The 11,542-nt window shown below is 64.6% G+C and carries 10 protein-coding genes and 1 pseudogene; 7 read left to right on the top strand and 4 right to left on the bottom strand.

Going from position 1 to position 11,542, the window contains the following annotated elements:
• The first annotated feature begins 140 nt into the window (after positions 1-140).
• Positions 141-1,097: a LysR substrate-binding domain-containing protein gene (locus tag AC1RU4_RS13160; protein ID WP_492891535.1), complete on the top strand. Its 957-nt coding sequence runs from the start codon at positions 141-143 to the stop codon at positions 1,095-1,097.
• Here AC1RU4_RS13160 and glnQ read toward each other — a convergent pair.
• From glnQ to AC1RU4_RS13140, 4 genes and pseudogenes are all read right to left on the bottom strand, one after another.
• Positions 1,087-1,330, bottom strand: a pseudogene (glnQ, locus tag AC1RU4_RS13155) (glutamine ABC transporter ATP-binding protein GlnQ); the annotation flags it as partial. The gene AC1RU4_RS13160 and the pseudogene glnQ overlap by 11 nt on opposite strands.
• Before the next feature lie 34 nt (positions 1,331-1,364).
• A complete protein-coding gene (derI, locus tag AC1RU4_RS13150; RefSeq protein WP_492891534.1) occupies positions 1,365-1,808 on the bottom strand; it encodes a D-erythrulose-4-phosphate isomerase in 444 nt (147 codons plus the stop codon).
• 25 nt (positions 1,809-1,833) lie between these two features.
• A complete protein-coding gene (locus AC1RU4_RS13145; RefSeq protein WP_492891533.1) occupies positions 1,834-2,589 on the bottom strand; it encodes a triose-phosphate isomerase in 756 nt (251 codons plus the stop codon).
• A gap of 10 nt (positions 2,590-2,599) precedes the next feature.
• Positions 2,600-3,364, bottom strand: coding sequence for a DeoR/GlpR family DNA-binding transcription regulator (locus AC1RU4_RS13140; protein WP_492891532.1), 765 nt, complete (start codon positions 3,362-3,364; stop codon positions 2,600-2,602).
• Between the two features lie 141 nt (positions 3,365-3,505).
• Here AC1RU4_RS13140 and tkt point away from each other — a divergent pair, with 141 nt between their 5' ends.
• The 6 genes from tkt to AC1RU4_RS13110 all read left to right on the top strand — a co-directional run bounded on the left by tkt (position 3,506) and on the right by AC1RU4_RS13110 (position 11,522).
• Positions 3,506-5,494 carry a transketolase gene (tkt, locus tag AC1RU4_RS13135; protein ID WP_492891531.1) on the top strand — a complete coding sequence of 663 codons (1,989 nt, stop codon included), beginning with the start codon at positions 3,506-3,508 and terminating at the stop codon, positions 5,492-5,494.
• Complete coding sequence (locus AC1RU4_RS13130) at positions 5,494-6,522, top strand: class 1 fructose-bisphosphatase (protein WP_492891612.1); 1,029 nt, start codon at positions 5,494-5,496, stop codon at positions 6,520-6,522. The genes tkt and AC1RU4_RS13130 overlap by 1 nt, the downstream gene beginning before the upstream one ends.
• Before the next feature lie 31 nt (positions 6,523-6,553).
• Positions 6,554-7,618, top strand: coding sequence for a class II fructose-bisphosphate aldolase (gene fba / locus AC1RU4_RS13125; protein WP_492891530.1), 1,065 nt, complete (start codon positions 6,554-6,556; stop codon positions 7,616-7,618).
• 314 nt (positions 7,619-7,932) lie between these two features.
• On the top strand, positions 7,933-9,411 hold the full coding sequence (locus AC1RU4_RS13120) for a sugar ABC transporter ATP-binding protein (protein WP_492891529.1): 1,479 nt from the start codon (positions 7,933-7,935) through the stop codon (positions 9,409-9,411).
• 25 nt (positions 9,412-9,436) lie between these two features.
• Complete coding sequence (locus AC1RU4_RS13115) at positions 9,437-10,447, top strand: ABC transporter permease (protein ID WP_492891611.1); 1,011 nt, start codon at positions 9,437-9,439, stop codon at positions 10,445-10,447.
• An 88-nt stretch (positions 10,448-10,535) separates the two neighbouring features.
• A complete protein-coding gene (locus AC1RU4_RS13110; RefSeq protein WP_492891528.1) occupies positions 10,536-11,522 on the top strand; it encodes a substrate-binding domain-containing protein in 987 nt (328 codons plus the stop codon).
• Positions 11,523-11,542 lie beyond the last annotated feature (20 nt).

Raw genomic sequence — 11,542 nt, 5'->3', positions numbered from 1 at the left:
GAATTCGTCATGCCGAAAGCAGAGGGAGCACGAGTCGGTGGTCGCCGCCGGCTACTCCTGATCGTCACTGACAAGCCTCATATCAAGTTTCTTTCATTGGATTAATTCCGATTTATTGATTGGAGCGATAAGTTTGGCTTATGAAAAATCTGACACTCAAGCAGTTCCGCTACTTCGAGGCTTTGGCGCGGCATGGACATTTCCGGCGCGCGGCCGAGGCATGCGGCATCTCCCAGCCAGCTTTGTCGATGCAGATCAAAGAGTTGGAGGCTGAGGTCGGTATCGAGCTGTTTGAGCGCAGTTCGCGTCAGGTCCGCCTCACCGGTTTTGGGGAAGAATTCGCCCTGCGCATTCGCGGCATTCTGCGTTCGATCGACGAGTTGGAAGACCTGGCACGGTCCTCACAGGATAGGCTGGTGGGCCGGCTGCGCATCGGCGTGATCCCGACCGTCGCGCCCTATCTACTGCCGACGCTGCTCGGCAATCTGAGCCGCCTCTACAAGAGCCTCGACATTCACGTGCGCGAGACGCAGACGCCAAGGCTCATTCAGGAGCTCGAAGAAGGGCGCCTTGATGCGGCAATCGTCGCCCTGCCGGTTTCCGAACCCGCATTCACCGAAATCACCCTGCTGACGGAAAGCTTTGTGCTGGTTCGTCCGAGTCATGATGGGGGAAAGCCGGTACCCGGCCCCGAAGCGCTGCGCGAAATGCGGCTGCTTCTCCTGGAAGAGGGGCACTGCTTTCGCGACCAGGCCTTGTCGTTCTGCAATGTCGACATGCGCGCCACGCCATCGCGCGATTTTCTCGATGCCAGTTCCCTGTCGACGCTGGTGCAGATGGTCGATGCGGGCATCGGCGTCACCCTGATCCCGGAAATGGCCGTGGCAGTAGAGACCCGCTCGGCGTCCGTCTCTGTCGTGCGTTTCAGAGATCCCGAACCGTCACGGACCATTGGAATGGTCTGGCGCAAGACGAACCCGCTGGCGAAACAACTTATGCAGATATCCGATGTGGTCCGCCGCTCGACCGATGCCCTGCGCGATCAACACAACACGTTGTCCTCGAAGGAAAGTCCTGCCCCCATGATCAATGAATGACCTGCCGCAGAAACTCGCGCGCGCGGTCGCTTTTCGGAGCCTGGAAGGACCTGCCCGGCGTATTCTGCTCGACGATCGAGCCCTGTCCATGAAGACGACGCGGTCGGCGACGTCACGCGCGAAACCCATCTCATGCATGACGCAGATCATGGTCATGCCCTCGGCCGCGAGGCCAGCATGGTGTCGAGCACTTCCTTCACCATCTCCGGGCCGAGCGCGGAGGCCGGCTCGTCGGACGCGCCGGCGCCTGCCGCGCCGTTCCTATCCCTAGGCGCGCTTTTCCGCATCGAGCCGATCAATGGCGCGAACGTTGCCGGCGGATGTGCCGTTGGGATCGAAGTGGGAAGCAAGCCACATATCGACGATGGCCTTGGCGAGTTCCGGTCCGATCACACGGGCGCCCATGGTGATGATCTGGGCGTTGTTCGACTTCGCCGCCCGTTCCGCCGAATAAGTATCGTGGGTAAGGGCGGCGCGGATGCCGGGCACCTTGTTCGCCGAGATGCACATGCCGATCCCAGTGCCGCACACCAGGATGCCGCGGTCGTTCTCGCCGGCGAGAATCGTGTTGGAGAGATCGCGCGCCAGGTCTGCATAAAGACCGGGCTGACTGAGATTCGAGACCTCGATTCCGCTCTTGGCGGTCAGATGGTCGGCGATGATGTCCAGCAATGGCTGTCCCGCGCTGTCCGCGCCGATGGCAATCCTCATTGGTCTTGTCCTTTGTTCGTGTTGCCTAAAGTGTGGCCTGGACCCGCTTCAGGATTTCGATGTAGCCCTCGGCCGACCAGGCGGAGCGCCCGATGAGAAGGCCGTCCACGTGTGGCTGGCGCACCAGCTCGGCGGCGTTGTCCCTGTCCACGCTGCCGCCGTAGAGCACAGGGGGAGATCGGCCGAGCATCGTGGCCGCTTCGGCCTTGATGGCCGCCTGGCGCTCATCCGCATAAGCGGGAGTTGCGGGAACGCCCCCGTCTCCGATCGCCCAGATCGGTTCGTAGGCGAACAGGATGGGCTTGCCGCGCTGCTCCGGAGAGATCCTCTCCAATGCACCGCGCACCTGGGTGGCCAGCACGGCCTCGGCCTGCCCGGCCGCACGCTCGTCCGCGCTTTCGCCGATGCAGATCAGCGGCGTCAGGCCATGGCGCACCGCGGCTTCGGTCTTCAGCCCGACGGTCACGTCGGTCTCGCTGAAACAGCGGCGGCGCTCGCTGTGGCCCAGTTCGACGAGATCGAGGCCGCAATCGGTCAGCATGGCCGGCGAGATCTCGCCGGTCCAGGGCCCGGAATCGTCCCAATGCATGTTCTGCGCGCCGGCCGCCACGCGGGTGTCCGCCAACGCCGCCTTGACCTCGCGCACCGCCGTGAAAGGCGGGATGACGAACGGCTTAATGCGCCCGTCGAGCTGAGGGACAAAGCTGCGCAGGGCATGCGCAAAGGCGAGCGCTTCGCCCAGCGTCTTGTTCATCTTCCAGCCGGAGCCGATCCAGAGCATGGCAGGCTCCTCAGCTTCCGGCGACGAGGAGCGACGCGCCCGCCGCTGCCAGTTCGTCCGCAATGTGAGGCGGCGGCATTTCTCCGGTGATCACCGCGTCGAAGAGCTTCAGCTCGGCCAGGAAATAGAGCGCTGTGCGGCCGAACTTTCCATGGTCCACAAGAAGATAGCGTCGGGTTGCGGCGGCGATCATCAGCCTCTTGGTCTGCACCACCTCATGCTCTTGGTGGTAGGCCGACACCCCGGAGATCGCCGAGGACGAGATAAAGGCCACATCCGCCCGGAGCCCCCGCAGGGAATCCTCCGTCAACAAGCCGAAGAAGCCGTTGAACTTCTTGCTGTACTGCCCACCCAGCGCGATAAGCGTCAAGCCCGGCGAGCCGGCCGTCGTCTGCAGCACAGTGAGATTGTTGGTCATGATCGTCAGCGGACGCAGATCCCCGAGATGGCGGGCGATCCCGCCGGCGGTGGAGCCGTCGTCGATGATGAGGGTCTGGCCGGGCTCCACCTGCTTGGCGGCGAATGCCGCGATGCGGGCCTTCTCGTCGGCGGCAAGCGTCTGCCGATAGCGGAAGTCGCTCTCGAAATTGGCGCTCGCCTCGACCGTGGCGCCGCCACGCACGCGACGCAGCATTCCGGCCTGCTCGAGGTCCTCCAGATCGCGATGGATGGTCATCTTCGAGACCTGCAGCTCCAGCGCCAGAGCATCGCTGGTGACCGACCCCGTGGTCATCAACCGGTCCATGATCGCCTGCCGCCTCACGTCTTGTTTCATGCGCTTCCTCACACCAAAAAATAACACGATTATCGAACATTTCAACATCAAAAGTGATATTTTGTTATTTTAACTTGTGATGTTTTTCATGGGAGGCTAGGGTCCCGGGCGTCTCGAACCGCCAGGGAGGTTAAAAATAACATGTCGGATGTTAAAATCGCAGAACTCGCCAACTGTATCCGGGCTCTCTCGATCGATGCGGTCGAGGCCGCGAACTCGGGTCATCCCGGCATGCCTCTGGGCATGGCGGACGCGGCGGCGGTGCTGTTCGCGCGGCATCTGAAGTTCGATGCCTCCCACCCATCCTGGCCGGACCGTGACCGCTTCGTGCTCTCCAACGGGCACGGCTCCATGCTGCTCTACAGCCTGCTTCATCTGTGCGGCTATGCCGACATGACGGTGGAGGAGCTAAAGGCGTTCCGCCAATGGGGCGCGCGAACCGCGGGACATCCCGAGTACGGGCATGCCTCCGGCATCGAGACCACCACCGGCCCGCTCGGCCAGGGGCTCGCCAACGCGGTGGGCATGGCCATCGCCGAGCGCATCCTGGCGGAACGCTTCGGCGCCGATGCGGTGGATCACCGGACCTACGTCTTCTGCGGCGACGGCTGCCTCATGGAGGGGGTCGGCCAGGAGGCGGTCTCCCTTGCCGGACACCTCGGACTCGGTAAGCTGGTGGTGCTCTATGACGACAACGCCATCACCATCGACGGCTCCACTGGGCTCTCCTTCAGCGATAATACGAGGATGCGCTTTGAGGCCTGTGGATGGCGCGTCATCGCCGTGGACGGGCATGACCCCGATGCCATCGACGCCGCCCTCTCGAAGGCCACCGCCGATGCCGACCGCCCGACGCTGATCGCTCTGAAGACGGTCATCGGCTACGGCTCGCCCTCCAAGGCCGGAAAGAATTCCGCCCATGGCGCGCCCCTCGGCGCCGCCGAAGCCGCCGCGACCAAGCAGGCGCTTGGCTGGACCGCCGCTCCGTTCGAGATACCCGAGAAACTCCTCGCGGCCTGGCGCCGGATTGGGTGCCGGGGCGCGGAGGCCCGCGAAGCCTGGGCAGCACGCCTTGCCGCCCGGCCGGAGTCGGAGCGCGCCGAATTCGAGCGCGCGCTCGGTGGGCATCTGCCGGAAAGCTTCGACACCGCCATGGACGGAGCGCGACAGGCACTGTTCCGGCAACCCCAGGCAGTGGCCACCCGAAAGGCGAGCCAGATCGCCCTTGAGGCCCTGGTCGCGTCGGTCGGCGAGATGGTGGGCGGCTCCGCCGACTTGACCCATAGCAACCTCACGCGGGTCGCCGCGAACGGCGGCGATTTCGGAGCCGCGCCTTCCGGCCGTTATGTGAGCTACGGCGTGCGCGAATTCGCCATGGCGGCGGCGATGAACGGGATGGCGCTGCATGGCGGCCTCATTCCCTATGGCGGGACGTTCCTCGTCTTCTCGGACTATGCGCGCAATGCGATCCGGCTTTCCGCCCTGATGGGCCTGCGCGTCATCTACGTGTTCACCCATGATTCCATCGGACTCGGCGAGGATGGCCCGACCCATCAGCCGGTGGAGCATCTGGCGAGCCTGCGCGCCATCCCCAATCTGAACGTGTTCCGACCCGGCGATGCCGTCGAGACGCTGGAATGCTGGGAGGCCGCGCTCAGGATGCGGCACAGGCCCTCGGTGATGGCGCTCTCCCGCCAAAACGTCCCCCAGCTCCGCCGGGAAGCCACGGGCGAGAACCTCTCCATGCGCGGCGCTTATGTGATCGCCGGCGCCGAGGGCGCCCGCGACGTCACGCTCCTGGCCACGGGGACGGAGGTCAGCCTCGCGGTCGAGGCGGCGCTTCTGCTGGAACAGAAGGGCGTTGCGGCGGCGGTGGTCTCCATGCCGTCCTGGGAACTGTTCCAGGAGCAGGCGCCGGACTACCGGCGCGCCGTGCTGGGCGATGCGCCGCGCATCGCGGTCGAGGCCGCCGGGAAGTTCGGCTGGACGCGCTATGTGGACAGCGAGGACGATGTGATCGGCATGACCGGCTTCGGCGCGTCCGCCCCCGCCGAGCGGCTGTACAAGGAATACGGCATCACCGCCCAAGCGGTCGCCGACCGGGCGCTGGCGCGGATGGGGCGGACATGATGCCGGCACCTCTCATCCTGCCAGGAGACACGGCGCCCGACCACGCGACGCCCGTGGATACCCTGCTTGCGAACTGGGCGGAGCAGGGCGAGCTCCAGCGCGCCGCCGCCCTGGCTATCGAGGCCATCCTGGCGGCTTCCGTCGCGCTGGCGCGGCGGCTGGCGCAGGGCGAGCTGCCCGGGGAGCCGGGACGGCTCGTGGGCGACAATGCCGATGGCGATCGTCAGAAAGCGATAGATGTCGGGGGCCACCACCTCTTCGTCGCGGGCCTTCGGGCCGCAGGCGTCGCCGCGATCGTGTCCGAGGAGGCGGACGAGGCGGTGTTTGGCAGCATCGGCGGCCTCGTCTCGGTAGCCATGGACCCGGTGGACGGCTCGGGAAATATCGGCATCGGCGCGCCCCTCGGCTCGCTCTTCTCGGTTTTTCCGGCAGAGGCGGACCTTGCTATCGCCGGCTCCGCCCAGATCGCCGCCGGCTACGTCTCCTACGGGCATACCGTGGATCTCGGCCTCTCGCTCGGAGATGGCGTGATCCTCGCCACGCTCGATCCGCAGGCCGGACGTTTCTTCGTTTACGGGTCGAAGGCCGTCATCGCGCCGGCCACGACGGAGCTCGCCTTCAATCCGTCCAATCATCGGCACTGGGCGCCGGGCATCCGGTCCTATGTGGAGGATTGCTATGCGGGCCGCTCGGGCGTGCGCGGGCGCGACTTCAACACCCGCTGGCTCGGGGCTGCGGTAGGCGAGCTCCACCGCATCATGCGCCGGGGCGGGTTGTTCTTCTATGCTGCCGACAGTCGCGCTGGATACGAGAAGGGCCGGCTGCGGCTCGTCTACGAGGCCTGGCCCATCGCCTTCCTGGTGGAGCAGGCGGGCGGTGCCGCGACGGATGGCTCCGTCCGGATCCTGGAGATTCCCGCCGCCACGCTGCACCAGCGGACCCCGCTCGTCTTCGGCGCGCGCGAGGAGGTCGCAACCTTCGGCCGATATGCCGGCGAGCGGCGTCCCGGCGGGCACTCTGCCGGTTGATCTGGTCCGACATCGAACAGGAGAACCCAAGATGGGTCGCATCACACTGAGGCAGCTGCTCGACCACGCCGCGGAACACGGCTACGGCGTGCCGGCCTTCAACATGAGCAATATGGAGCAGGGCCTCGCGATCGTGGAGGCGGCGGCAGAGCTGCGCGCGCCGGTGATTCTTCAGGCGAGCCGAGGCGCCCGCAGCTACGCCAACGACATCATGCTCGCGAAGCTGGTCGACGCCCTGGTGGAGATCCATCCGGACGTTCCCCTCTGCATGCATCTCGACCACGGCAACAACGAAGCCACCTGCATCACGGCCATCCAGCACGGCTTCACCTCCGTGATGATGGATGGATCGCTGACGGAGGACGGGAAGACGCCCGCCGACTACGACTACAATGCCGGCATCACCCGCCGGGTGGTAGAGGTGGCCCATGGGGGCGGCGTCTCCGTGGAGGGGGAGATCGGCGTGCTCGGCTCGCTGGAGACCGGCGGCGGCGAGCAGGAGGACGGACACGGGGTCGAGGGCGAGATCGCCCACGACCAGCTCCTCACCGATCCGGACCAGGCGGTCCGTTTTGTTCGCGATACCGGAGTGGACGCGCTTGCGGTAGCCATGGGCACGAGCCACGGCGCCTACAAGTTCTCCCGAAAACCCGACGGCGCGATCCTCGCCATGCATGTGATCGAGGCAATCCACGCCAAGCTGCCGAACACGCATCTTGTCATGCACGGCTCGTCCTCGGTGCCCGAGGAGCTTCAGGAAACGATCAATCGCCACGGCGGCGAGATCAGGCCGACCTGGGGCGTACCCATCGAAGAGATTCAGCGTGGCATCCGGCACGGCGTGCGGAAGATCAATATCGATACGGATTGCCGCCTCGCCATGACAGGCGCCGTGCGCAAGGTGCTTCACGAGAATCCGGCCGAGTTCGATCCGCGCAAGTTCCTGGCGCCGGCGCGCGCCGCCCTGGCCAAGCTGTGCCGGGAGCGGCTCGAGCAGTTCGGCACGGCCGGAAAGGCCGAGCGGATCAAGCCGATCTCCCTGGCGCAGATGGCGCAGCGATACAAGACGGGGGAGTTCGAGCCGACGTTCGGCTGATCCTCCGTTCCGCTGGAGCCGGACGGGGTCACGCGGCGGGGCGTGCCAGAAGGTTTCGCCTGCGTCCTCCACGCCTTTGACGGCGGCCTCGCTCTCTCGCTCGTTCTTCGAAAGGACCTCAGCTCCGCTTGCCTCGGTGCCATCGGCTTCCTGGGATCATCTTGCCGATCACTTTTCGCATGGCGCCCAATTCTTCGATATTGACATTTGTAAAATCAAGATCGAATATTGTTGAATGTGAAGACGAGGACATAGAATCCTCGCAGCAGCCGCCCCCCATGAGAGGTCGGCACATAAGATTGGGAGAGACCAAGGTGGAACTTCTGCTGGATGTGGAAGGACTCAAGAAGTCCTTTGCCGGTGTTGCGGCTTTGCGCGACGGCCGGTTCCAACTCCGCGCCGGATCGGTTCATGCGCTGTGCGGCGGCAACGGCGCAGGCAAGTCCACTTTTCTGAAAATCCTGATGGGCATCTTGAGGCGCGATGCGGGCTCAATCCGCCGTCGCGGTCTCGATGTGGATTTTGCAAGGCCGGCGGATGCGCTGGCGGCGGGCATCGCTATCGTCGAGCAGGAGCTTAGCCCCGTTCCCCACATGACGGTGGCCGAAAACATGTATCTCGGCCGCGAACCTGCCACGCGCTTCGGCGGGATCGACTTCCGCGCCATGAACCGTGCTGCGCAGAAGCTCCTCGACGACCTCGCGTTCGATATCCACGCCGGCCAATACATGATGAACCTGTCGGTGGCGCAGACGCAGCTCGTGGAGATCGCCAAGGCGCTCAGCTACGATGCGGAAGTCATCTTCATGGATGAGCCGACGTCGGCCATCGGCGAAAAGGAGGCCCAGCACCTCTTCGCCACCATCGAACGTCTGAGGGCACAAGGGCGTGGCGTCGTCTACGTCTCGCATCGCCTGTCGGAAATCTTCCAGATCGCCGATGCCTACACGGTATTCCGGGACGGCGCCTATGTAGGAAGCGGTGACCTGGCGGATATCGATCGGCCGGGCCTGATCCGCATGATCGTCGGCCGCGAGCTGGCTGAAGAATACATCAAGACCAATATCCCCACGTCGCAGATCGGTCTTGAGGTCGGTGGACTGAGCTGTCCGAACAAGATCGAGGACGTTTCATTCTCGGCGCGGAAGGGGGAAATCTTCGGCATCTACGGTCTCATGGGTTCGGGACGGACCGAGATCTTCAACTGCATCTTCGGTATCGACAGGCGCTCGGCGGGGAGCGTCACGGTCGGCGGAACGAAAGTCACCGCCGGGAAGCCGGCGGACGCCATGGCGCACGGGATCGCGCTTGTCACCGAAGACCGCAAGCTCACGGGCCTCAACCTCTTCGATTCCGTACGGGCGAACATCTGTATGGCGAGCCTGCCCGAGATGAGCCCCGCCTTCGCCATGGACCGTGCCCGCGAGGCGGAAGCGAGCCGGCAGGTTCGCGAGCGATTTCAGATCAAGGCGGCCCGCGACACGATGCTGGTTTCGGGTCTCTCGGGTGGCAATCAGCAGAAAGTGGTTCTCGGCAAGTGGTTCCTTCGCAACCCGAAGGTCCTGCTGCTGGACGAGCCGACCCGCGGCGTGGATGTCGGCGCGAAGCGCGAGATCTACCGCATCATCTGCGAGTTCGCCGCCTCCGGCGGCACGGTCGTCATGATCTCTTCGGAGATCGACGAAGTCCTCGGCATGTCCGACCGGATCATGGTGATGCGCGCCGGTCGAAGCACCGGAATCTACAGCCGGGAGGAAATGGATGCCCAATCACTCGTCCACCTTGCAGCCTGAAAAAGCGCGCGGTGCCGGACTGACAATGGAGGAGCGTGTCGTGTCCACGGGCGGCAACAATCAGATGAAGCGATGGTTCAGCCCCGAACGGCGCCGGATCCTCATTCAGGAATACGGCATCGTCCTCGCCCTGATTGCCCTGGTGGTGATCTTGGCGGTGTCGAATGAATTCTTTCTGACACCGAGCAACATCTCGAACATCTTGCTGCAGACGTCGATCAACGGGGTTCTCGCCATCGGCATGACCTTCGTCATCCTGACCCGCGGCATCGACCTGTCGGTGGGCTCCGTGGTGGCGCTCGCCGGGATCGTGAGTGCGAGCTTCGTGACCACCTCAGCGACCGCCGGCTTGCCCGGCGCTCCCTATCCCGCCTTGATCGGCATCGGTGTCGGTCTCCTGGTTGGGATGAGCTGTGGCGCGATATCCGGCGTCATCGTCTCGCACTTTTCGGTTCCAGCCTTCGTCGCAACGCTTGGCATGCTCTCGGCGGCACGCGGTCTCACCCTCATCTATGGCGGCGGCCGGCCGGTTCCCGCGCTGACGCCGGATTTCCGCTGGATCGGGACCGGGGATGTGCTGGGCATCCCGGCGCCGGTGGTGATCCTCGCGGTGGTGTTCGCGATCTCCTGGTGGGTGCTCAGCAGGACCCGGTTCGGCCGCTACATCTACGCGGTCGGCGGCAATCCCCATGCGGCGCGGACATCGGGCATCGGCACCGCCCGCATCCAGTTCGCCGTCTACGTGGTTTCCGGCGCTCTCGCGGGTCTTTCGGGCATGCTGCTGAGCGCCCGCACGGGCTCCGCGCTGCCGCAGGCCGGCGTCGCCTACGAGCTCGACGCCATCGCCGCGGTCGTCATCGGCGGAACCAGCCTTTCCGGCGGTGTCGGCCGGGTGACGGGAACGCTGATCGGCGCGCTGATCATCGGGGTGATGAACAACGGCCTCGATCTGATGGGTATCCAATCCTACTACCAGCAGGTTCTCAAAGGCGCCCTGATCGTCGGGGCCGTGATGCTCGATCGGAGGCGCGCCTGAGAAACCGACGCGACGCGGTGACGGCGGATCCGCGGGCGCCGGGAATAAAAGCCGCCAAACCAAAACCAATTTTGGAGGAGGAAACGACATGAGAAAGTTGATATTGGCGATCGCTTCCGCGACAGCGCTGCTCGCCACGCCCTGCGCGGCCCAGCAGACCGTCAGGATCGGTGCCGCGCCTTATGGGCTCAATGCGGAGTTCATGCAGATTTGGGCCTCGGCGCTTCAGGAACATCCGGCGGTCAAGAGTGGCGAAGTAAAACTGACGATCTTCGACGGGCGTTACGACGCACTGGTCCAGCAAGATCAATTCAAGACGATGATCACTCAGAAATACGACGCGATCATCTTCGCCCCCATCGACGTTGATGCCGGCGCGGCCGCAGTGGAGCTGGCGGTCAACGCCCATGTCCCGGTGATCGGCTCCAATACGCGCGTCAATTCGGACCAGCTCACCGCCTATGTCGGGTCTGACGACACCATTTCCGGCTATCTGGAAGCCAAGGCCGTTCTGGACAAGATCGGGTGCAAGGGCAACGTCGTGGTGATCGAGGGTCCGGTCGGGCAATCGGCGCAGATTTCGCGGCTTCAGGGGAACAAGAAGGCCCTCGCGGAATGCCCCGATGTCAAGGTGATCGAGGATCAGACGGCGAACTGGTCGCGCGCCGAGGCCCAGAAGCTCATGGAAAACTGGCTCACGGCGCATCCGGGCAAGATCAACGGCGTGATCGGCCAGAACGACGAGATGGCGCTCGGTGCCATCGAGGCGATCAAGGCCGCCGGGCTCGACGTGAAGAGTTTCGCGATCGGCGGCATCGACGGCGTCACCGACGCCCTCCAGGCCGTGAAGAGGGGCGAGATGATGTCCATCCTGCAAGACGGGCGAGCCCAGGCCCAAGGGGCACTCGACCTCGCCATCTTCCATGCGAGGAAGGGAAACTACAAGCCGCAGTCCGACATCTGGGTGACGTACAAGGACATGCCGTGGAACGGCGGTGAGGACAAGAACTACAACGTCCCCTGGACCCCCGTGACGGCCGACAATGTCGACCGGCTTCTTGCCAATCGCAAGTGATCTGGCGGTGGAGCGGTACG

This window comes from Ancylobacter sp. GW821-FHT10E12 (assembly GCF_058809335.1).
The sequence above is the reverse complement of the archived record's forward strand: the minus strand, read 5'-3'. Positions and strand labels throughout refer to the sequence as shown.

What these genes read in the sequence shown, in the direction of transcription:
- fba (WP_492891530.1), top strand. Translation starts at nt 6,554, where the DNA reads ATGGGTCGCATCACACTGAGGCAGCTGCTCGACCACGCCGCGGAACAC.
- AC1RU4_RS13115 (WP_492891611.1), top strand. Translation starts at nt 9,437, where the DNA reads ATGGAGGAGCGTGTCGTGTCCACGGGCGGCAACAATCAGATGAAGCGA.
- tkt (WP_492891531.1), top strand. Translation starts at nt 3,506, where the DNA reads ATGTCGGATGTTAAAATCGCAGAACTCGCCAACTGTATCCGGGCTCTC.
- derI (WP_492891534.1), bottom strand. Translation starts at nt 1,808, where the DNA reads ATGAGGATTGCCATCGGCGCGGACAGCGCGGGACAGCCATTGCTGGAC.
- AC1RU4_RS13145 (WP_492891533.1), bottom strand. Translation starts at nt 2,589, where the DNA reads ATGCTCTGGATCGGCTCCGGCTGGAAGATGAACAAGACGCTGGGCGAA.
- AC1RU4_RS13160 (WP_492891535.1), top strand. Translation starts at nt 141, where the DNA reads ATGAAAAATCTGACACTCAAGCAGTTCCGCTACTTCGAGGCTTTGGCG.
- AC1RU4_RS13110 (WP_492891528.1), top strand. Translation starts at nt 10,536, where the DNA reads ATGAGAAAGTTGATATTGGCGATCGCTTCCGCGACAGCGCTGCTCGCC.
- AC1RU4_RS13130 (WP_492891612.1), top strand. Translation starts at nt 5,494, where the DNA reads ATGCCGGCACCTCTCATCCTGCCAGGAGACACGGCGCCCGACCACGCG.
- AC1RU4_RS13140 (WP_492891532.1), bottom strand. Translation starts at nt 3,364, where the DNA reads ATGAAACAAGACGTGAGGCGGCAGGCGATCATGGACCGGTTGATGACC.